We start from the raw sequence: 21,272 nt of genomic DNA, 5'->3' as shown, positions 1-21,272 counted from the left end.
GCCGATACCTCTGAAACCAGCTGCATGTCTGCAATCTGATTGACTGTCGGCTTCGCGGCTTACGCCGCTCCCTCGATGCCGGGTTTACCGGTAGCGCCCCAGCCGAGCATGGCTCGGCTCTACAGGGCGTCCGGGTTACTCGCCGATCCAGCCTTCCAGCATATCGGCGAAGTCATCTGCATGATCCTCTTCCTGGGCAAGGATTTGCTCGAGGATGCGCTTGGTGGTGGTGTCCTTGTCGCCAATGAAATTGATCATCTCGCGATAGCTGTCGATGGCGATGCGCTCGGCGATCAGGTTCTCGCGGACCATGTCGCGCAGGTTGCCGCCTTCCTTGTACTCGGCATGGGAGCGGGCGGTGAGGGTGTCCGGATTCAGATCCGGCTCACCGCCCAGCTGCACGATGCGCTCGGCCAACATGGCCGCATGTGCCTGCTCCTGCTGGGCATGTTCAAGGAACTCGGCTTTCACCGAATCGGCGAGCATGCCCTTGGCCATGTAGTAATGCCGGTAGTAACGCAGCACGCACACCCATTCGGTGGCCAGTGCATCGTTGAGCAGCTTGATCACCGCCGGGCGGTTGGCACTGTAGGTGGGCGTGACCGCACCATCCTCGATGCTCTTGCGCGCGTTGGCACGCAGGGTTGTTCGATCGGTTATGCCTGCCAACTGCGTGGTTGTGGTCGACTTGGCGGCGGGCTGCTTGCTCATGGCTGGCCTTTCCTTCTTTCTGTTGAACCCCTATGCGGGGAGATGGGCGAGCACGTGCTCGGCCCCGGATACCTCGAATTGCCCCGGCTGTTCGACGAACGCCGCGCGCACCACACCGTTTTCCACATACAGCGCGAAACGCCGCGAACGCGTGCCCATGCCGGAGGCGCTGGCGTCCATTTCCAGGCCCAGGGCGCGGGTGAAATCGCCATTGCCGTCGGACAGCATCTGCAGCCCGTCGGGCACCGACTGGCTCTTGGCCCAGGCCTGCATCACGAACGGATCATTGACCGCCATGCAGAACACTTCGATGCCGCGGTTGCGGAAGTCCTCGAAATGCTCCACATAGCCCGGCAGATGGCGCGCCGAGCAGGTTGGGGTGAACGCACCGGGCACTGCAAACAGCACGGCCTTGCGGCCATCGAACAGTGCATGGGTGTCGATAGTTTCCAGGCCTTCGCGCAGTCGCTTGAGGGTTACTTCCGGAATACGGTCACCGACGTTGATGGACATTGGGGGCTCCTAGGCTGAATTTGAGTTTAAAGAGGCGGGCGAAGCGCAGCGTCAACGGCTTGAAAAGGCGGTCTTCACACACTACGTCCTGGGCATGGGAAAGGCAGCGCCATCCCGGCATGCCAGTCCCCCACATCGTGCAGGAGGACATCATGAGCATCGTACGTTACCGCCAGTGGCCGACCCAGTCCGAGATCCATCAGCTGTTGTCGCCGCTGCTTGAAACGGTTACCGGCAGCGCCGCTTCGGCATGGGTGCCGGCGGTGGATATCCGCGAGGAAGCCAATCGCTTCGTTGTGCAGGCCGATCTTCCCGGCATTGACCCGGCCAGCATCGAGGTGCAGATGGAAAAGGGCGTGTTGACCATCAGCGGCCAGCGCACGGCGCCGGACCTGGCCGAAGGCCAGCGGCTGACCCGCAGCGAGCGTGGCCAGGGCGCGTTCAACCGCCGCTTCGTGCTTCCCGACAGCGCTGACGCCGAGGGCATCGTCGCCCACAGCCACAATGGCGTGCTGGAAGTGCGCATTCCCAAGCGCAGTGAAGCGGCACCGCGCCGTATCCAGGTGGTGCAGGGCCAGCCCAACGCCTGATAGGCGTGAGCGAACTTCCACCTGCGCAGGCACCGTGGCCCGGTAGAATAGGGCCACGGCGCCTGCCGATTGCACGATGGCCCGTTGCCGCAAGGTGTCGGGCCAGTTTTTTTTCAGAGGTGTGAGGATGGAATTCAAGGATTACTACGCCACGCTTGGGGTTGAGCCCAGCGCCGGTGATGCCGAAATCAAGACTGCCTACCGCCGGCTGGCGCGCAAATACCATCCGGACGTAAGCAAGGAAGCCGGCGCCGAGGAGAAATTCAAGGCGATCAACGAGGCCTATGAAGCGCTGCGCGATCCGCAGAAGCGACAGGCCTACGACCAGTTGCGCGCGCAGGGTTACCGCCCGGGTGAAGAATTCAATGCACCGCCCAACTTTGGCGGCGGGCAGGGCTTTGATTTCGAGGAAGTCTTCGGCGGTGGCAATGCCAACGGCGGCTTCAGCGATTTCTTCGAGAGCCTGTTTGCCCGTCAGCGCGGCGGTGCCGGCGCAGGTGCGCGGCGTCCCGGCCCCGGTTTCGGCGGCGGCGGTCCGCAACCGATGCGCGATACCCGCGCCAAGTTGTCGGTACCGCTGGAGGCGGCCTACAACGGCGACAGCCTGCGCATCACCGTGGACGGCCGCCAGCTTGATGTGCGCGTGCCCAAGGGCATTCGTCCGGGCCAGGTGATCCGCCTGAGCGGGCAGGGCAGCGGTGGCGGCAATCTGATGCTGGAGGTGGAATACGCCTCGCACCCGCAGTTCGAGGTGGACGGGCGCAACATCCTGTACACCCTGCAGGTAACCCCATGGCAGGCCGCGCTGGGCACCAGCATCAGCGTGCCGACCTTGGGTGGCGCAGTGGAACTGAAGGTGCCGGCCGATTCGGACAGTGGCCGCAAGCTGCGCCTGCGTGGCCGCGGTTTGCCGGGCAAGCCTGACGGCGACCAGATCGTGGAGCTGGAAGTGGTAGCGCCGGTGGCGAGCAACGAAGAACAACGCAAGGCGTATCAGGATCTGGCAAAGGCGTTCGGCGAGGCTTGATTGCCTTTGCTTGTTGCGGTCGAAGGAAAGCGGGCTTGGCCCGCTTTCTTTTTTGGGGCGGAAGGCTTGCCCTCACCCCAACCCCTCTCCCGCGCGCGGGAGAGGGGCTCGGATTGCTTGAGCTCGCAGTGCACTAGCAGTCGACGCATTACGAGCCCCTCTCCCGCGTGCGGAAGAGGGCTCGGATTGCTTGAGCTCGCAGTGCACTAGCAGCCGACGCATTGCTAGCCTCTCTCCCGCGTGCGGGAGAGAGGCTCGGATTGCTTGAGCTCGCAGGGCACTAGCAGCCGACGCAGTGCTAGCCCCTCTCCCGCGTGCGGGAGAGGGGTTGGGGTGAGGGCAAGCTTCTGGCAAGCAAGCCCAAGGCAAATCCAAAGCGACGTCAGGCAAAATCGGACCTGAAAAACAGGAAAGGCGGGCAATGCCCGCCTTTCCTGAAAGCTTTCCCCAAGAAAGCACTCTCACCCAACCGGCGGTGCCTCGGCACTGAACACCTGGGCGATCACCGCCGACAGATCGTCTTCGGTAAACGGCTTGGTGATATAGGCCTTGGCGCCTTGGCGCATGCCCCACAAGCGATCGGTGTCCTGATCCTTGGTGGTCACCAGCACCACCGGAATGTGCTGCGTGGTTGCCTCGCGCCTGAGCGTGCGCGTGGCCTGGAAGCCGTTGAGATTGGGCATCACCACGTCCATCAACACCAGATCCGGCAACACCTGCTTGGCAACCTCTACCCCAGAGGCGCCATCGGTGGCGGTGAAAATCTCATGCCCCAGCTTTTCCACAATCCGTTGGATGCCCATCAGCTGCGATGGTGAATCGTCGACGATCAGGATACGCGCCATGTTTTTCCCCAAGTTGTCCGCGCATTCTAGTGCCGGCCCGCCATCGGCGTGAAGTCACACTTTTCACGCCGATCGGGCCTGTGATCTCCGTCAATCAATTCTTACGACGGTCCGGCCGAAGGATTTGCCGTCCAGCATGCTGGCAAATACTTCAGGCAAGCCCTCCAGGCCCACCTCGCGGGTGCAGATCTGGTCCAGGTGGCGCGGCTTCCAGTCGCTGCCCAGGCGCTGCCAGACCTGCTCGCGGATATCGCGGGCGGTGCCGGCCGAGGCGACGCCCAGCAAGGACACGCCGCGGATGATGAAGGGCATTACTGTCATGTCCAGCTCGCCCGAGGCCGCCAGGCCGGCCGATGCGACGTTGCCATAAGGCGTGGTCTGCGCCAGCAGGCTGGTCAACATGGCGCCGCCGACATTGTCCAGGCCGCCGCCAAAGCGGGCCGATTCCATTGGCCGGGTGGTGGCCAGGGCGTCGCGGCCCAGCATCTGGCTGGCACCGATCGCGGTCAGGTAATCGGCGGCCTCGGCCTTGCCGCTGATGGCGTGGACCTCAAAGCCGGCGCGGCTGAAGATGTCCACCGCCAGCGAGCCGACCCCGCCGGTGGCGCCGGTGACTGCCAACGGCCCCTGTGCCGGGACCTGCCGGTTCTCGGTCATGCGCAGCAGCGCCAGCGCGGCGGTGAAGCCGGCGGTGCCCAGCACCATGGCCTCGCGCAGGCTCAGCTGGGCCGGCAAGGGGATCACCCACCTGGATTCCAGCCGCACGTACTGGCTGTAGCCGCCGTCGCGGGTTTCGCTCAGGCCGCAGCCGGTGGTCAGCACCTGGTCGCCCTCGCGGAACGCCGGGTCGCTGGAGGCGACCACTTCGCCGGCCACGTCGATACCGCCCACCAGCGGGAAGCGGCGCAGGATCTTGCCCTTGCCGGTGCCGGCCAGCGCATCCTTGTAGTTGACCGAGGACCAACGGGCGCGGATCACCACCTCGCCAGGGCTCAGCTGGTCCAGCTGCAGCGGCTCAAGGCCGGCGCGGTAGCCCTGGTCGTCGTTGTGGATGCGGAAAGCGGTGAACGGGGCGCTGGGGGACATCGATGGGCCTGCGTTGGTGCGGGGGGAATGCAACCATAACTGTTGTGAAAAGGCCGGTCTGCCCTTATTCCTATTCAAAGCAGGCGCCGATCGGGGCCTGCCCGGATACCGCGGGGCCAGCTTCGGCCGGGCCCGTGCCGCAGGCTCAGCCCTCTGGGTGGATGAGCGGCGGCAAACATTGTCGGTTCAGGTAGCCCCGAACCTGTTCAGAGTCTGCCTTGTTAGAATCGGGATTCGATAGATGGTCAGGTCCTCGGCGGGAGCCCCCGCAGCCTGGCCCTTACAGATGGAGCATGCATGGCCTGGAATACACCCGGCGGCAACAGCGGTGGTGGTGCGGACAACAACCGCGCGCCGCGTACGCCACGTGGCGGCAACGGCGGAGGTTGGGGTGGGGGTCTTCCGGGACCGCTGCGCGACCTGTTTGATGGCGGTATCTGGCGCTGGGTGCTGGTCGCAGTGGTTCTGCTGTTGTTGTTCTCCAGCTTCCAGCTGATCGGCGAACAGCAGCGCGGCGTGGTCCTGCGCTTTGGCGAATACTCGCGCATCCTGCAGCCGGGCCCGAACTTCAAGCTGCCGTGGCCGCTGGAATCGGTGGTCAAGGTCAATGCGACCCAGATCAAGACCTTCAGCAGCAATGTGCCGGTGCTGACCCGCGACGAGAACATCGTCAACGTGTCGGTCAACGTGCAGTACCGCGTCGATGATCCGCGCGAGTACCTGTTCGGTACGGTCGATGCCGACCAGATGCTGGAGCAGTCCGCGCAGAGCGCGGTGCGTGAGCAGGTTGGCCGTGCCGATCTGAACACCGTGCTGAACAACCGTGGGCCGCTGGCGGTGGTCGCCGAGCAGCGCCTGCAGGCCTCGTTGAAGGCCTACAAGACCGGCCTCAGCGTCACCGGCCTGACCCTGCCCGATGCGCGTCCGCCGGAAGAAGTGAAGCCGGCCTTCGACGAGGTCAACGGTGCCCAGCAGGTCAAGGAACGCCTGATCAACGAAGCCCAGGCCTATGCTGCCAAGGTGGTACCGGAAGCGCGTGGCCAGGCCTCGCGTGCCCGCACCACCGCCGAAGGCTACAAGCAGGCCATCGTGGCCCGCGCTGAAGGTGACGGGCGTCGCTTCACCTTGTTGCAGGGTGAGTACAAGAACGCACCGGAAGTCACCCGCAAGCGTCTGTGGCTGGAAACCGTGCAGCAGGTGCTGGCCGAAAACCGCAAGGTCATTGGTGGCGATGGCCGCCAGCTGATCTACGTGCCGATGCCGGCCGATGCGGGCAAGGCCGGCAACGCGCCGCAGCTGACCCCGGACATGGTGGCACCGGCGCTGCCGGCGGCAACCGACAGCATTCGCAACGCGGACCGTTCGGTCTCGCGCTCGGCATCGCGTGAGGAGGCCGGCCGATGAAAAATTCAGTCGTTATCGGCGTAGTCGTCGCAGTGTTGTTGGGCCTGCTGGGCTCGATCTACGTGGTACGTGAAGACCAGACCGCCATGGTGCTAAACCTGGGCAAGGTGGTGCGTGCGGACATCAAGCCGGGCCTGCACTTCAAGGTGCCGCTGGTGGAAACCGTGCGCGTGTTCGATCGCCGCTTCCAGGTGCTGGATACCGCCCCGGCGCGTTACTTCACCGCCGAGCAGAAGGACGTCAGCGTCGACTTCTTCGCCATTGGCAGGATCTCCGATGTGCGCGCCTATTACCGCGCCACCGGCGGCGACAGCAAGATCGTCAATGCCCGGCTTGCGCCGATCATCACCGACTCGCTGCGTAACCAGATCAACTCGCGCACCTTGCAGGCGCTGGTGTCCGGTGACCGTGGCGAGCTGATTGCCGGCCAGCTGAAGTCGATCAACGAAGCGATTGCGGCGTTGGGCATGCAGATCATCGACCTGCGCATCAAGCAGATCGACCTGCCGACCGACAGCCAGGTGATTGCCGACGTCTACGAGCGCATGCGCGCCCAGCGTAAGCAGGAAGCTGCCAAGCTGCGTGCAGAGGGTGAGGAGCAGTCGCTGACCATCCGCGCCCAGGCCGACCGCGAAAGCACCGTGATCGTGGCCGAAGCCGAGCGTGATGCGCAGCAGCTGCGCGGTGAGGGCGACGCCCAGGCCGCGGCGATCTACGGCAAGGCCGGTTCGGCCGACCCGTCGTTCTACGCCTTCTACCGCAGCCTGGAGGCCTACCGTGCCTCGATGACCGACGGCAATGGCGTGATCGTGCTCGACAAGAACGACCCGTTCCTGCAGTACATGAAGAGCGATCGCTGATCGCTTGATCTTCGGCCCCTCTCCCATCGGGAGAGGGGTTGGGGTGAGGGCAGGGGGCGGAACGCCCCTGATGTCCCGATTCGATGGGCTCCGCCCGCACCCTCATCCGCCCTACGGGCACCTTCTCCCGCTGGGAGAAGGCAATGGCGATAGCGCATGCAAGACCTACTTTCCGCCCTCTGCCTCGTCGCCGTCATCGAGGGCCTGTTTCTGTTCATCGCGCCGCTGGCGTGGAAGCGCATGGCCGCGCAGCTGCTGGAACAGCCGTCCTCGGCGTTGCGCTGGATGGGCGCGGTGGCCGTTGTGATCGGCCTGGGCTGCCTGTGGTTGGCCCGCCACTGAACCAAACCCTGACGCCCATACCAACCCGTAGTCACGGGGGTGGTAGCTGTCAGTCAAAACCCGGATAATCCACAAAAGCCGGTCGGGCCAACTCCTCTTGGAGCGCCCCGTTCGGCTTTTTCCGTGTATGGCCCTGGCGTTTGCCGGATGCTCCCCGATGGGGCGTCCCCGATGGCAGACTCCAATGCAGCGCACGGCCCCGTCCGCGGCCCCGATGGCCGCAGCAAATTCAGGAGTTACCCGTCATGGGTCAATCAGTTGTTGTTCTTGGCGCCCAGTGGGGCGATGAAGGCAAGGGCAAGATCGTCGATCTGCTGACCGAAGAAATCGGCGCAGTTGTGCGTTTCCAGGGCGGCCACAATGCTGGCCATACCCTGGTCATCAACGGCAAGAAGACCGTCCTGCACCTGATTCCGTCCGGCATCCTGCGCGATGACGCGCTGTGCCTGATCGGCAATGGCGTGGTGATCTCCCCGGCCGCCCTGCGCAAGGAAATCGAAGAGCTGGAAACGGCTGGCGTGGAAGTGCGTTCGCGCCTGAAGATCTCGCCGGCAGCGCCGCTGATCATGCCGTACCACATTGCCCTGGATCAGGCCCGTGAAAAGGCCGCCGGCGGCAAGGCCATCGGCACCACCGGTCGCGGCATCGGCCCGGCCTATGAAGACAAGGTGGCACGTCGCGGTATCCGCATCGCCGACCTGCACTACCCGGAACAGCTGGCTGAAAAGCTGCGCGCCGCGCTGGATTACCACAACTTCGTGCTGACCAAGTACCTGGGCGTGGAAGCGGTCGATTTCGACACCGTCTACCAGGAAGCGCTGGCCTTCGGCGAATACGTCGAGCCGATGAAGTCCGACGTTGCCGGCATCTGCCATGACCTGCGCAAGCAGGGCAAGCGCGTGCTGTTCGAAGGCGCGCAGGGCGCACTGCTCGATATCGACCACGGCACCTACCCGTACGTCACCAGCTCCAACACCACCGTCGGTGGTGCGCTGGCCGGTGCTGGCGTTGGCGCCGATGCCATCGATTACGTGCTGGGTATCGCCAAGGCCTACGCAACCCGCGTTGGCGGTGGCCCGTTCCCGACCGAACTGGACGATGAAATCGGCCAGGGCATCCGCGACCGCGGTGCCGAGTACGGCGCTTCCACCGGCCGCCCGCGTCGCTGCGGCTGGATGGACATCGTCGCGCTCAAGCGCGCGGTGGCCATCAACGGTATTTCCGGCCTGTGCATCACCAAGCTCGACGTGCTCGACGGCATGGAAAAGCTGAAGGTCTGCATTGCCTATGAATACCGTGGCAAGCGTTCGGAATACGCGCCGCTGGACGCGCAGGGCTGGGAAGAGTGCACGCCCGTGTACCTGGAATTCCCGGGCTGGAGCGAAAACACCCACGGCATCACCGAGTGGGACAAGCTGCCGCCGGCTGCACGCGCCTACCTGCGTTCGCTGGAAGAGCTGGCAGGCTGCCCGGTGTCGATCGTCTCGACCGGCCCGGACCGCGACCACACCATGATCCTGCAGGATCCGTGGGGCTGATAGCCGCGCTGTGATGTAAAAGCCAACGCCCCGCGAAAGCGGGGCGTTGTCGTTGTAGTGCCGACCCATGGTCGGCAGGAGCGTTACCGAAAGGTCTTCTGCCGACCCTGGGTCGGCACCAGCAAACCCGCGCCCGGCGTATTTCAACCTGTAGTGCCGACCCATGGTCGGCAGGGGCGTTACCGGCTAGGTTCCTGCCGGGCAGGGCTCGCCGTCAGGGTTGATCCAGCGGGGTACCGTTGAGCCGACGTTCGACGATTTCCAGGATGGTCGGTACGCTGACTCCGAACGAGCCTGCATTGCCGGCATCAAATGCCTCGCGCCATTGGCCATAGCCCTTCAGGTAAGCCGGATCCGGCGCTTGCTGGCCCAGCAGACGCAGCTGGCTACGCTGCAGGGTCTGATCGGTGACCGGGGCATGGGCAAGCTCGGTCATGAGGCCGCCGGGCACGCCGGGGTGACGGATCTTCAATCCACCCAGGGTGACGTGGTAGATGTTGCCGCCGCCGAGCGGATGCTGGTCGATGCGGTTGATCAACAGCGTGGGCTGTTCGTCGTCATGACGGCCTTGGCAGGCCCACAGTTGGCCGACAACGTAGGGATTGGAGGGGCTGGCTTCAGACATGGGCAGGCGTTCGGGTGCAGGTAGGCCCGATCATGCCGCCAATGCCGGCGACGGACTTGTCTTCATCTGGCGGATGCTCGCCCGGGTAGGTACTTATGACCAGCGCGGTAACGGCCCGGGGCTGGCTAGAATGGCCGGGCACGTTCCCGCTGCCAGCCTGAATGACCCGATGCGTATTGACCCTGCCGAAATTGAAGCGCTGTTCGACGCCATTCCCAGCGTGTTGTTTTTTGCCAAGGACATCGATGGGCGCTACACCCACGTCAATATGACGATGATGCAGCGGCTGGGCATGAAGTCGCGCAACGATGCGATCGGCAAGCGCGCCGATGAGCTTTACCCGGTGGGCATGAGCGAAGCCTATGTGGCGCAGGACGCACGCGTGCTGGCCGGTGAGGTGATCGAGAACGTGATGGAGCTGCAGTTGTTCCCCAACCAGCAGCCGGGTTGGTGCCTGACCTGCAAGCGGCCCATTGTAGAGAACGGCAAGGTGATCGGCCTGATCGGCATTTCGCGTGATCTGGGCCAGCGCGGCGGCCTGGAGTCGCAGTACGAACCCCTGCGGCTGGCGTTGGATTACCTCAACACCCATTACGCTGAAAACGTGCGCATGCAGACCTTGCTGGACATCACCGGCTTCTCACTGTCCAAGCTGGAGCGTTCGTTCCGCAAGGTGTTCCAGATGACGCCGCAGCAGGTGCTTACCCGTCTGCGCATCCAGATCGCCCTGCACCTGCTGCATGGCGAGGACAGCGTGGCCAGCATCGGCCAGGCCTGTGGTTTCAGTGACCAGAGCGCATTTACCCGCAAATTCAAGGCCGAGGTTGGGATGGCCCCGCGTCAGTACCGGGCGATGATCGCAGAGCGCGCGCAACAGGAAGCAGCTCGCGCAGGGCTATGACTTCCGGGGGTGTTGGGAGGCGTTGGAGGGGCAGATGATGCGGAGGTGGTGGGCATCAAGCCCATGTTCTTCCGTCAGGAGCTTTGATGCGCCGTTCCCTTGTTGTCGCGATCAGTCTTGCCCTTTCCTGTGTTGCCCCGCCCGCAGCATTTGCTGCTGAAGCGGCGGGTTCCGCCGCAGCCCCGAACGAAATCACCACCCAGCTGCCGCGCACTGCGCGTCCGCAGCATTACCGGGTGGAGATCACGCCACACGCTGCGCAGATGCGCTTCGATGGCAAGGTCAGTATCGATCTGGAAGTGCTGCAGCCCACCGCCAGCATCGTGTTGCAGGCAGCGGGAATGCGTTTCGGCAAGAGCCAGCTGCAGCCAGCAGGCGGCGGCAAGACCATGCCGGTCACGATCAGCGTGGACGAGGCCAACCAGACCGCCAGCTTCAGTGTTGCCGCGCCGCTGGCGCCCGGTCGCTACACGCTGAACATCGATTACAGCGGCACCATCAACACCCAGGCAAACGGGCTGTTCGCCTTGGATTACCCGGTGGCCGATGGCAGCAAAAAGCGCGCGCTGTTCACCCAGTTCGAGAACTCCGACGCGCGCCGTTTCATTCCGTCCTGGGATGAGCCCGGCTTCAAGGCCACGTTCGATCTGAGCGTCACCGTGCCGGCAGCCGAAATGGCGGTCAGCAACATGCCGGTGGCCAGCAGCAAGCCGCTGGGCAAGGGGCTCAAGCAGGTGGTGTTCCAGACCACGCCGAAGATGTCGACCTATCTGCTGTTCTTCTCCAGTGGCGAGTTCGAGCGTGAAGCCGTCAACGAGGGCGGCACCGAGATAGGCGTCATCACCCAGACCGGCAAGGTTGAACAGGCGCGCTTTGCCCTTGAGGGAAGCGCGGAGGTGTTGCGCGAATACAACGACTATTTTGGTGTGAAGTATCCGCTGCCCAAACTCGACAATATCGCCGCGCCCGGCGGCAGCCAGTTCTTCAGCGCAATGGAGAACTGGGGTGCGATCTTCACCTTTGAATACGCCTTGTTGCTGGACCCGAAGGTGTCCAGCGTTTCCGACAAGAAGGCGGTGTTCTCGATCGCCGCGCATGAAATCGCGCACCAATGGTTTGGCAACCTGGTGACGATGGCCTGGTGGGACGACTTGTGGCTCAACGAAGGCTTCGCCTCGTGGATGGAAGCGCGCACCACCCGCAAGCTGCATCCGGAATGGGACATCAACAGCGTCGATGCCGCGCACACCAGCCGCGGTGCGATGGCGCGCGATGCTTTCGTCACCACTCACCCGATCGTGCAGCACGTGGCGACGGTGGAGCAGGCCAGCCAGGCGTTTGATGGCATCACCTACGGCAAGGGCTCGGCGGTGATCTCGATGTTCGAGGATTATGTAGGCGCCGATGCCTGGCGCGACGGCGTACGGCGCTACGTTGCCGCCCATGCCTACGGCAATGCGGTCACCGATGACCTGTGGGCCGAGATCGACAAGGCAGCACCGGGGAAGCGCTTCATGGAAGTGGCACATGACTTCACCCTGCAACCGGGCGTGCCCTTGATCCGCGCCAGCAGCAGCTGCGTGGCCGGCAACACCCAGGTGAAGCTGAGCCAGGGCGAGTACACGATTGACCGCAAGGACAAGCAGCCGCTGCACTGGCGCGTACCGGTGAGTCTGCGTGTGGGCAGTGGCGAGGTGGTGCATACCTTGGTCGACGGCGATACCCAGGTTCAGTTGCCGGGTTGCAGCGGACCATTGCTGGTCAATGCCGGGCAGAAGGGCTATTACCGCAGCTTGTATGCGCCTGCCCAGTTCAAGGCCTTGAGTGCTGGCTTCGACAAGCTGCCGGTAGTGGACCAGCTGGGCGTGATGATGGATACCAGTGCCTTGGCTGCCGCTGGCCTGCAGCCGGATGCGGACCTGCTGGATCTGACCGCAAAGGTCGCCGCTGACGCACCGACCGATCTGTGGGACATGGTCGCCGGCACCTTGAATGGCATCGACAGCATGTTTGATGGCGATACGGCACGCCAGGCCGCGTTCCGTGGCTATGCGCGCTCGCGTCTGTCGCCGGTACTGCAGTCACTGGGTTGGGACGGCAAGGACAGTGACTCGGCGCAGACCAAGGAGCTGCGCAGCAGTTTGATCAACACCTTGGCGGCGTTGGACGACGCGCAGGTGATTGCCGAAGCGCAACGTCGCTTTGATGCCTTCCTGACCAAACCTGACTCACTGTCGCCGGAGCTGCGCAGCAGCGTACTCGGCGTGGTGGCCCGCAATGCCGACGCTGCAACCTGGGACAAGCTGCACACGCTTGCCAGGCAGGAAACCTCGGCAATGGTGCGTGACCAGTACTACGGCTTGTTGGCCTTGCCCAAGGACAAGGCGTTGGCGCAGCGTGCATTGGACATGGCGCTGAGCGATGAGCCGGGTGCGACCAACAGCGCGGGCATGATTGGTGGTGTGTCGCGTGAGCATGCGGATCTGGCGTTTGATTTCGCCGTTGCCCATCGCGAGAAGGTGGATACCTTGGTCGACAGTACCTCGCGTGCGCGCTATTACCCGGGCCTGGGGCGTAGTGCGGACAACCTGCAGATGGTGGACAAGATCAAGGCATTCGCCGAGGCGCATATCGCGCCGACGTCGCGGCGTGATGCGGAGACGGCGATTGCCGGGATCCAGACAAAGTTGCGACTGCGCGAAGAGCGCAAGCCGCAGGTGGATGCGTGGTTGAAGCAGAAGGGGTATTGAGGAGCTGCGGCTGTTTGCTCAAAGCCCCTCTCCCGCATGCGGGAGAGGGGTTGGGGTGAGGGGAAGCTTCTAGCTAAGCAAAGTCAAAATCCCCCTCATCCGCCCTTCGGGCACCTTCTCCCGTAAACGGGAGAAGGGACAGCCAAAGCAGAAGCAGCAGAAGCCAAAGCCGAAGCCGAAGCCAAAGCCAAAGCCAAAGCCAAAGCCAAAGCCAAAGCCAAAGCCAAAGCCAAAGCCAAAGCCAAAGCCAAAGCCAAAGCAGAAATCCTGCCGCCTGCTGTTCGCACCGCTCCAGGAAGACCCTGCGCTCCAGCTCTCCAATCGACATAAAAAACAGCCGGCTTTCGCCGGCTGTTTTCATTCACGCCATCAGGCAATCAAGCCCGATCACGCCTCCACATCTTCCTTGTACGCATCCACCGGAATGCAGGCGCACATGATGTTCTTGTCGCCGTACACGTTGTCCACGCGTGCAACCGGCGGCCAGTACTTCTGCAGCTTCAGCGAGGGCAGCGGGAAGGCGGCAAGCTCACGCGGATACGCATGCGTCCACTCGCTGGCCGACACTGCACCGGCAGTATGCGGAGCATGCTTGAGCGGGTTGTCCTCGCGGTCCAGCTTGCCGTCTTCGATGGCCTGGATTTCCTCGCGGATCTGGATCATCGCGTCGATGAAACGGTCCAGCTCGTGCTGCGATTCGCTCTCGGTCGGCTCCACCATCAGCGTGCCGGCAACCGGGAAGCTCAGGGTCGGTGCGTGGAAGCCGAAGTCGATCAGGCGCTTGGCCACGTCCTCGGCGCCGATGCCGGAGGTCTTCTCCAGCGGACGTACGTCGAGGATGCACTCATGCGCCACCAGGCCGTTACGGCCGGTGTACAGCGTGGCGTAATGCGGTGCCAGACGCTTGGCGATGTAGTTGGCGTTGAGCAGTGCAACCTGGGTTGCCTTGCGCAGGCCGGCGGTGCCCATCAGGGTGATGTACATCCAGCTGATCGGCAGGATCGAGGCGCTGCCGAAGCTGGCTGCGCTGACCATGCCGACCGGGCCGTTGTCGCCGAGCTTGCCCGGCAGGAACGGTGCCAGATGCGACTTCACCGCACATGGGCCAACGCCCGGGCCGCCGCCGCCGTGCGGGATGCAGAAGGTCTTGTGCAGGTTCAGGTGCGACACGTCCGAGCCCCACTTGCCGGGCTTGGCCACGCCGACCAGGGCGTTCATGTTGGCGCCGTCGGTATACACCTGGCCGCCGTGCTTGTGGATGATCTCGCAGATCTCGACCACCTCTTCCTCGAACACGCCATGCGTGGACGGGTAGGTCATCATGATCGCGGCCAGACGGTCGCTGTACTTCTCGGCGTTGCGGCGGATGTCTTCGACATCGACGTTGCCGTTGCCGTCGGTCTTGGTGACAACAACCGTCATGCCGCACATCTGTGCCGAGGCCGGGTTGGTGCCGTGCGCCGAGTCCGGGATCAGGCAGATGTCGCGATGGCCTTCGTTGCGCGAGCGGTGGTAAGCGCGGATCGCCAGCAGGCCGGCGTATTCGCCCTGCGCGCCGGAGTTCGGCTGCAGGCTCACCGCGTCATAGCCGGTGCACTCGACCAGCATCGCTTCCAGGCCGTCGATCAGTTCCTTGTAGCCCTGCGCCTGATCAGCCGGTGCCAGCGGATGGATGTTGGCGAATTCCGGCCAGGTCACCGGGATCATCTCGGCGGTGGCGTTGAGCTTCATGGTGCAGCTGCCCAGCGGGATCATGGTGCGATCCATCGCCAGATCCTTGTCGGCCAGCGAACGCAGGTAGCGCAGCATCTCGTGCTCGCTGTGGTGCGTGTTGAACACCGGGTGGGACAGGAACTCGCTGCTACGGACCAGGCCCTTCGGCAGCGCGTCGGCGGTGCTGGCATCCAGTGCATCCACATCGACGTTGGCGCCGAACAGCTGGCCCAGCGCGACTACGTCGGCGCGGGTAGCGGTTTCGTCAAGGCTGATGCCGACCGAGCCGGCATCGATGATGCGCAGGTTGATGCCGGCGGCTTCGGCCTTGGCCTTCAGCGCGGCCGAATCAACGCCGGTGATGTGCAGGGTGTCGAAGAAGTCGTTGCCAACTGCCACGCCCTTGCCACGCAGAGCAGCGGCGAGGATCGCGGCCAGACGGTGCGTGCGGCGGGCAATGCGCTGCAGGCCTTCCGGGCCGTGGTAGACGGCGTACATCGAGGCCATCACGGCCAGCAGCACCTGTGCGGTACAGATGTTGGAGGTGGCCTTCTCGCGGCGGATGTGCTGCTCGCGGGTCTGCAGGGTCAGGCGGTAGGCAGCCTTGCCTTCGGCATCGACGGAAACGCCGATCAGGCGGCCCGGCATCGAGCGCTTGTAGGCGTCACGGCAGGCCATGAAGGCCGCGTGCGGGCCACCGAAACCGAACGGCACGCCGAAACGCTGGCTGTTGCCGACCACGATGTCCGCGCCCCATTCGCCGGGAGCGGCGATCAGGGTCAGTGCCAGCAGATCGGTGGCTACGGCGACCAGACCCTGGCGGGCGTGCACGGCTTCGACCAGCGCCTTGTAGTCGCCGATGTTGCCCAGGCTGTCCGGGTACTGCAGCAGCACGCCGAAGGTGTCGGCGGTCAGCGCATCAGCCGGTTTGCCGATCTGCAGCTCGATGCCCATCGGCTCGGCGCGGGTGCGCAGCAATTCCAGCGTCTGCGGGTGCACGCTGTCCTGTACGAAGAAGGTCTTGGACTTGGACTTGGCCGAACGCTTGGCCAGGGTCATTGCTTCAGCTGCGGCGGTGGCTTCGTCCAGCAGCGAGGCGTTGGCGATTTCCATGCCGGTCAGGTCGGCGACCATGGTCTGGAAGTTGATCAGCGCTTCCATGCGGCCCTGCGAGATTTCCGCCTGGTACGGCGTGTAGGCCGTGTACCACGCCGGGTTCTCGAGGATGTTGCGCAGGATCACGTTCGGCGTGTGGGTGCCGTAATAGCCCTGGCCGATGAAGCTGCGCAGTACCTTGTTCTTGTCGGCGATGGCGCGGATCTTGGCCAGCGCGTCGACTTCGGTCAGCGACTCGGGCAGCGCCAGCGGTGCCGGCGACTTGATCGAGCCCGGCACGATGGCGTCGGTTAGCGCTTCGAGCGAATCATGGCCAACGGTGCGCAGCATCTGCGCGATTTCAGCGTCGTTGGGGCCGATGTGGCGGTCGACGAACGCGGAGTGGTGTTCGAGCTCGCGCAGCGAAAAAGTGTTCTGGGTCATGGCTGACGTCCGGAGAAGGCATGCAGGGCAGGGGCGGTGAGCCAGGCTTGCCCTGCTGCCGTCCGGGTGCCGCGCACGCGCGCCACCACAGCCGGCAAGCCAAAGGCTTACCTCGCGCCCCTCTGTCCTTTTGCCTGAGAGTTTGGAAGCGACGCGACGAGGATCGTGCGCTTCGTGCACCTTCGGCGCCGGATTGAACCGGTCTCTCCAGAGTTTTGATACGGGTGGTATCGGGCCTGAGCGATTACGGGCGTTTGCGCCTTCGGCAGCGGGGTGAACCGCTTCTCCCACCTTGTTCGTGCAGCCGCCCGATTATAGCCCGGTAAAGCCCCGGGGCAGACCCGCGCAGCGGCTTGGATTACCATCTACGTCCCGGTTTCAAACGCGCGCCTTGCACGCGCAAGGCCGGGCTGCCCGGAACCGCTACCTGAAGCGGGTGAATGTCCGGACAAATTGCCGCATCATGGCCGTGTGGCGCCGCCGGCGCCCAGCCCTGTTCATCTGGTCTCTCACCCCGCACCGGCCCCGCGCTGGTGCCGTTGCTGGTTATTGAAAACCATGGAAGCAAGCAAGCAGGTTTCATTGCGCCGTATCGCCTTGTTGGTGGCGGGGCTGTCGATGTTCGGCCCGTTCGCGATCGATGCGGTGTTTCCCGCATTCCCGCAGATGGGCGCCGATCTGGGGGCCGACAAACTGGCCATGCAGCAGGTGATCAGCGTTTATCTGCTGGCCTACGCATTGATGAGCCTGGTGCACGGTGCGCTGTCCGATGCGCTTGGCCGCAAGGTGGTGATCATCGGTGGGCTGGTGGTGTTCATTGGCGCCTCGGTCGGCTGCGCGCTTTCCACCGACATGGGCACGCTGCTGCTGTTCCGCTTCCTGCAGGGCCTGTCGGCTGGCGTGGGCTACATCATCGGCCGCGCGGTGATCCGCGACCTGTACGACGGCGATGACGCGCAACGGCTGATGAGCCAGGTGTCGATGATCTTCTCCATCGCCCCGGCCATCGCCCCGATCATCGGCGGCTGGCTGCTGGGCTGGACGCAGTGGCAGGGCATCTTCTGGTTCCTGGTCGGTTTTTCGGCGCTGTTGCTGCTGATCACCTGCATCTGGCTGCCGGAAACCCATCCGCCGCACGCACGGTTGAGCCTGCACCCCAAGCGCCTGCTGCAGGATTACGTGAGCATCGGCGTCAATCCGCGCTTCCTGCGGCTGGCCCTGGCCGGCTCGCTGGGTTTCGGCGGGCTGTTCCTGTACATCGCCTCGGCACCGGCCTTCGTGCTCGATCTGCTGCACATGAACGAGCGCCAGTTCGCCTGGCTGTTCATTCCCACCATCGGCGGCATGGCCTTGGGCGCCTATGCTTCGGGCCGTGCGGCAGGGCGTATGGACGGCGCGCGCGCAGTGCGCATCGGTTACTGCTTCATGGCGGTGGCGGCGATCTACAACATTGCCTACAACGCCTTCGCCACCGAAATGACGGTGCCGTGGGCGGTGCTGCCGCTGACCCTGACCTCGTTCGGCGTGGCCTTGATCTTCCCGATCCTGACCCTGGCCATCCTCGACATGTACCCGCGCCAGCGCGGCACGGCCTCATCGATGCAGGCCTTCAGTACGCTGGTCACCAACGCCATCATCGCCGGCGTGCTGTCGCCGATGCTCAGCCGAAGTGGCCTGACCCTGGCCATCGGCGCGGCCCTGTTCGCCTTCGGCAGCTGGGCGATGTGGAAGTGGGAGCGCATCAGCCTGCGCGCCCAGCGCGCCGAAACCGCGTCCTGACACGAATTTCTCCCCGCATCGGGGACAATAGCCGCGCCGCCATCACCGGCGGCCGTTCAAAGAGTGAACAACTGATGTCGATCCAATCCAAAGGCCGCCGCGAGGCGAAGAAGAAGCTGGCCGAGCGCGAACGCAACCAGGCCGAAGCCAATCCGCCGGAAAAGCCGAAAGTTGAGCCGCATGCCGAGCTGCGTGATCAGCACCGTGGCCTGCTGGCCGGTATCGTCCGTCGCGATGGCGAATGGGTGCTGGGCATGGATGGCAAGATCGCCGGTGAGACCACCAGTGCCGCACGCGTGCTGGCCTTGATCATGCAGGCCGCCGAATGGCACGAGAACAACGATACCCCCGTGCGGCTGATGTATTCGGACGCACTCAAGGACGCTGCGCATGCCGAAGTGGCCGAGCAGGGCATCGACTTCGATACCTACAAGCGCAACCTGGCCGGTGAGCTGGGCGCGAAAGGCAAGGCAGCTGCCGGTACGCACTGAACCTGCGCACAGGTTTGAAACCGACAAGGGCGCCATTGGCGCCCTTGTCGTCTGTGACCGCTGGTGATTGCCCGATGGGCTGCGGCGCCTCTTGTGGGAGCGGCGTAAGCCGCGAAGCACGTACACGTTTGGTTGTGCTGCTTCTGGTCTAGCGGTGAGGCCACTGCCGAGCATGGCTCGGCACTACAGGTTGGTGTGCGACGGGTGTAGCCCGGGTAAGCGCAGCGCACCCGGGAGCCGGAACTCCCGCTGGATTTCAACGCTTCCCTGATTTGTCGCACCAATGCGAGATGGCGATTTCGTTCTGTCTTTCCCGGGCAAGCGCGCAGTTTTCCTTGATGGCCGCTGCATCTGCAGGCGGTGGGCTACGGGCAGGCGTGGAACTGCATGCCACCAGCACCAGCAGCATCGACAGCACGGCAGACAGGCGGGGGAGTGATTTCATCGAGTTCAATGCGCTTTGCTGGCGGGAATCGTCTGGAAATTCCACAAGGGTTGCAGACCTGCGCGATGCAGCCAAGCGAGCATGCCCAGGTAGCACAGATGAAATGTTCCCCATGGCCAATCGTGGTTTAGGAACACGTGGAAGATGAAGATGCCAACCACCAGCGGCGCGAGTACGACGATGCCCAGCGGGGCGGTGCGTCGGAACAGCAACAGCAGGCCGCCGGCAAGGCAAGCCGATGCGATCAACGGATCAACGATGCCGCTGTCGGTCAGTGCGGTGGTGAGTGCCTTGGCGGCAGGGGCTTCCTTGTGGTCCGGCCACGCGGTGCCGAACAACTTGTAGGAGAGCCAACTGGCGCCGACATAGATGTAGAAAAGCGCAAACAGCCAACGAGCAACAGCGATGATCCAGGTCATGCCAGGTACTCCTGTTGTGCTGCCGGGCCAGCCCGGTCGCGGGTAAGGGTGCCCATTGTCCGCCGGGCCCCGTTGCGGCGGATGGTAGCGCAGCCACGGAGGCGTGGTGCGCAGGGGCTGAAACAGGTTTTGGCCGATGGGGACGCTGCGAGGAAGCGGGCGGTCCAGGCGTGGCTTGGGGGATGTAAGAAGCCGCGGCCACAGTTGTGGCTATAATCCGGCCACGACGTCCCCTGAGCATGGAGGCACACCTGATGTCTGTTGCAGCTATTCCTGATGTGTCGCTGGTTGATAACAGCGAGCAGCGCACGCCCTTGATTCTGGTGCTGGATTGTTCCGGCAGCATGAGCGGGGAACCCATTGCGCAATTGAATGCAGGCCTGAAGCTGCTGGAGCAGGAGCTCAAGGGCGACGTGATCGCCGCCAAGCGCGTGCGCGTGCTGCTGATCGAATACGGCGACATGGACAATGCGGCGATCACCGGTGACTGGTGTGACGCGATGGATTTCAGCGCGCCCGAGCTTTCCGCCAATGGCACCACGCCGACCGGCGCCGCGGTGGAGCTGGCCCTGCAGGAAATTGAAGACGAGAAGGCACGCTTCCGCCAGGCCGGCGTGGCTTATACGCGGCCTTGGCTGTTTCTGATGTCCGATGGCAACCCCACCGACGCCTGGGAAGCCGTGGCCGAGCGTTGCCGCGATGCCGAGCAGCAGAACAAGGTGGCGGTGTTCCCGATTGGTGTGGGCAACGCCGATATCGGCGTGCTCGGCCAGTTCAGCCGCAATGGCGAGCGCGGCGTGAAGCGCCTGCAGGGGCTGCAGTTCAAGGAATTGTTCATGTGGCTCAGTGCCAGCATGCGGGTGGTGTCCAACTCCACGCCCGGTGGCCAGGTACAGCTGCCGTCGACCGACAGCTGGTCAAACGTGACGGTTTGAACATGGGCTGGCGGGTGATGGCCGCATCGGCCACCGGGCGCTCCCATCTGGATCGCGGGCAGCCATGCCAGGACGCATACGCGTCGGCCTGCGCAGGGCGCGTGCTGATTGCCGCGGTCTGTGATGGCGCGGGCTCGGCCACGCACAGTGATACGGGGGCAAAGACGGTTTCCACGGCGGTGGTGGCGGCGATTGCCGCGCATCGTCAGCTGGACGGCAATCCGGCTGCGATGTCGGTGGATACGCTGCGCGCAATCATCGAGGCGGCAATCATCGGCGCCCGTGAGCAGCTGGGTAGCATTGCCGCTGGCAAACAGCTGACACTGGCCGACCACGCCTGCACCCTGGTCGGGGTTGTAGCCGACGCCGGCGGCGGCTGGTTCTTCCATGTGGGGGACGGCGTGGCGGCCTGTGAGTTTGCCCCGCCGCAGGCGCCGGCGGTATCGCTGCCAGCCAATGGCGAATACGCTAACGAGACCTGGTTCGTCACGGGTGGGAACTGGCGTGAGCAACTGCGGTTGACCCGCTTCGAAGGGCGCGTGCAGGCGATGGTGCTGATGTCCGATGGGGTGCAGCCGTTTGCGATGACCCGCGATGGCAGTGGCCTGTTCCAGCCCTTCATCGCACCGGTGCTGCGCTATCTGGGCGGCGTGGATGCCGCGCATGGCAGCCAAGCCTTGCAGGCGACGCTGGCCGATCCGCGCACCGATCACATCACTGGCGACGACAAGACGTTGCTGGTGGCGCTGCCGGTCTAGG

General features: G+C 64.2%; 21 protein-coding genes and 1 riboswitch. Of the genes, 12 read left to right on the top strand and 9 right to left on the bottom strand.

Annotated elements, in window-relative coordinates; genetic code table 11:
* Positions 1–135: 135 nt before the first annotated feature.
* Positions 136–711, bottom strand: a complete 576-nt coding sequence (locus ACVOKO_RS11820) for a ferritin-like domain-containing protein (RefSeq protein ID WP_346499098.1) — start codon at positions 709–711, stop codon at positions 136–138.
* Positions 712–741: 30 nt separating this feature from the next.
* Positions 742–1,224: a peroxiredoxin gene (locus tag ACVOKO_RS11815; RefSeq protein WP_346499097.1), complete on the bottom strand. Its 483-nt coding sequence runs from the start codon at positions 1,222–1,224 to the stop codon at positions 742–744.
* Positions 1,225–1,376: 152 nt separating this feature from the next.
* Between ACVOKO_RS11815 and ACVOKO_RS11810 the strand changes: the two genes are divergently transcribed.
* A complete protein-coding gene (locus ACVOKO_RS11810) occupies positions 1,377–1,814 on the top strand; it encodes an Hsp20/alpha crystallin family protein (protein WP_346499096.1) in 438 nt (145 codons plus the stop codon).
* Between the two features lie 127 nt (positions 1,815–1,941).
* Entirely contained in the window at positions 1,942–2,841 is a 900-nt protein-coding gene (locus tag ACVOKO_RS11805) for a DnaJ C-terminal domain-containing protein (RefSeq protein ID WP_346499095.1), read from the top strand.
* Positions 2,842–3,302: 461 nt separating this feature from the next.
* Here the strand turns inward: ACVOKO_RS11805 and pilH are convergent, their stop codons facing one another.
* Both pilH and ACVOKO_RS11795 read right to left on the bottom strand, forming a co-directional pair.
* On the bottom strand, positions 3,303–3,686 hold the full coding sequence (pilH, locus tag ACVOKO_RS11800) for a twitching motility response regulator PilH (protein WP_346499094.1): 384 nt from the start codon (positions 3,684–3,686) through the stop codon (positions 3,303–3,305).
* 90 nt (positions 3,687–3,776) lie between these two features.
* Positions 3,777–4,772 carry a YhdH/YhfP family quinone oxidoreductase gene (locus ACVOKO_RS11795; protein ID WP_346499093.1) on the bottom strand — a complete coding sequence of 332 codons (996 nt, stop codon included), beginning with the start codon at positions 4,770–4,772 and terminating at the stop codon, positions 3,777–3,779.
* Between the two features lie 297 nt (positions 4,773–5,069).
* Here ACVOKO_RS11795 and hflK point away from each other — a divergent pair, with 297 nt between their 5' ends.
* The 4 genes from hflK to ACVOKO_RS11775 all read left to right on the top strand — a co-directional run bounded on the left by hflK (position 5,070) and on the right by ACVOKO_RS11775 (position 8,916).
* Positions 5,070–6,176, top strand: a complete 1,107-nt coding sequence (hflK, locus tag ACVOKO_RS11790) for an FtsH protease activity modulator HflK (RefSeq protein ID WP_346499092.1) — start codon at positions 5,070–5,072, stop codon at positions 6,174–6,176.
* Positions 6,173–7,036, top strand: a complete 864-nt coding sequence (gene hflC, locus ACVOKO_RS11785; RefSeq protein WP_346499091.1) for a protease modulator HflC — start codon at positions 6,173–6,175, stop codon at positions 7,034–7,036. The genes hflK and hflC overlap by 4 nt, the downstream gene beginning before the upstream one ends.
* Positions 7,037–7,192: 156 nt before the next feature.
* On the top strand, positions 7,193–7,378 hold the full coding sequence (locus tag ACVOKO_RS11780) for a DUF2065 domain-containing protein (protein WP_346499090.1): 186 nt from the start codon (positions 7,193–7,195) through the stop codon (positions 7,376–7,378).
* A gap of 245 nt (positions 7,379–7,623) precedes the next feature.
* Entirely contained in the window at positions 7,624–8,916 is a 1,293-nt protein-coding gene (locus ACVOKO_RS11775; protein WP_057630794.1) for an adenylosuccinate synthase, read from the top strand.
* A 214-nt stretch (positions 8,917–9,130) separates the two neighbouring features.
* Here ACVOKO_RS11775 and ACVOKO_RS11770 read toward each other — a convergent pair whose 3' ends face one another.
* Positions 9,131–9,541 (bottom strand): hypothetical protein, encoded by a 411-nt coding sequence (locus tag ACVOKO_RS11770; RefSeq protein WP_346499089.1) that lies wholly within the window; start codon positions 9,539–9,541, stop codon positions 9,131–9,133.
* A gap of 169 nt (positions 9,542–9,710) precedes the next feature.
* On the opposite strand from ACVOKO_RS11770, the gene ACVOKO_RS11765 reads away from it, so the two are divergent.
* Together ACVOKO_RS11765 and ACVOKO_RS11760 are read left to right on the top strand one after the other, a co-directional pair.
* The gene (locus tag ACVOKO_RS11765) at positions 9,711–10,442 is read left to right on the top strand and encodes an AraC family transcriptional regulator (RefSeq protein ID WP_346499104.1); all 732 of its coding nucleotides are present in this window, start codon (positions 9,711–9,713) and stop codon (positions 10,440–10,442) included.
* Between the two features lie 86 nt (positions 10,443–10,528).
* Entirely contained in the window at positions 10,529–13,192 is a 2,664-nt protein-coding gene (locus ACVOKO_RS11760; protein ID WP_346499088.1) for a M1 family metallopeptidase, read from the top strand.
* Positions 13,193–13,287: 95 nt separating this feature from the next.
* Here the strand turns inward: ACVOKO_RS11760 and ACVOKO_RS11755 are convergent, their stop codons facing one another.
* Together ACVOKO_RS11755 and gcvP are read right to left on the bottom strand one after the other, a co-directional pair.
* Positions 13,288–13,557 carry a hypothetical protein gene (locus tag ACVOKO_RS11755; protein ID WP_346499087.1) on the bottom strand — a complete coding sequence of 90 codons (270 nt, stop codon included), beginning with the start codon at positions 13,555–13,557 and terminating at the stop codon, positions 13,288–13,290.
* Positions 13,558–13,579: 22 nt separating this feature from the next.
* Positions 13,580–16,444, bottom strand: a complete 2,865-nt coding sequence (gcvP, locus tag ACVOKO_RS11750) for an aminomethyl-transferring glycine dehydrogenase (protein ID WP_346499086.1) — start codon at positions 16,442–16,444, stop codon at positions 13,580–13,582.
* A gap of 112 nt (positions 16,445–16,556) precedes the next feature.
* Positions 16,557–16,665, bottom strand: a riboswitch (glycine riboswitch).
* Between the two features lie 337 nt (positions 16,666–17,002).
* Here gcvP and ACVOKO_RS11745 point away from each other — a divergent pair.
* Positions 17,003–18,223 (top strand): multidrug effflux MFS transporter, encoded by a 1,221-nt coding sequence (locus ACVOKO_RS11745; RefSeq protein ID WP_346499085.1) that lies wholly within the window; start codon positions 17,003–17,005, stop codon positions 18,221–18,223.
* Positions 18,224–18,297: 74 nt separating this feature from the next.
* Positions 18,298–18,714, top strand: a complete 417-nt coding sequence (locus ACVOKO_RS11740) for a hypothetical protein (RefSeq protein WP_346499084.1) — start codon at positions 18,298–18,300, stop codon at positions 18,712–18,714.
* Positions 18,715–18,970: 256 nt separating this feature from the next.
* On the opposite strand, the gene ACVOKO_RS11735 is transcribed toward ACVOKO_RS11740, so the two are convergent.
* Entirely contained in the window at positions 18,971–19,168 is a 198-nt protein-coding gene (locus tag ACVOKO_RS11735) for a hypothetical protein (protein ID WP_346499083.1), read from the bottom strand.
* Positions 19,165–19,578, bottom strand: a complete 414-nt coding sequence (locus ACVOKO_RS11730) for a hypothetical protein (protein ID WP_346499082.1) — start codon at positions 19,576–19,578, stop codon at positions 19,165–19,167. Before ACVOKO_RS11730 ends, ACVOKO_RS11735 begins: the two co-directional genes overlap by 4 nt.
* Before the next feature lie 254 nt (positions 19,579–19,832).
* Here ACVOKO_RS11730 and ACVOKO_RS11725 point away from each other — a divergent pair, with 254 nt between their 5' ends.
* On the top strand, positions 19,833–20,513 hold the full coding sequence (locus tag ACVOKO_RS11725; protein ID WP_346499081.1) for a vWA domain-containing protein: 681 nt from the start codon (positions 19,833–19,835) through the stop codon (positions 20,511–20,513).
* A 2-nt stretch (positions 20,514–20,515) separates the two neighbouring features.
* On the top strand, positions 20,516–21,271 hold the full coding sequence (locus ACVOKO_RS11720) for a PP2C family serine/threonine-protein phosphatase (protein WP_346499103.1): 756 nt from the start codon (positions 20,516–20,518) through the stop codon (positions 21,269–21,271).
* The last annotated feature ends 1 nt before the right edge of the window (position 21,272 follow it).

The organism is Stenotrophomonas sp. STEN240 (assembly GCF_056756175.1).
Note: the sequence above shows the minus strand (reverse complement) of the source record. Positions and strands in the feature narration are given on the sequence as shown.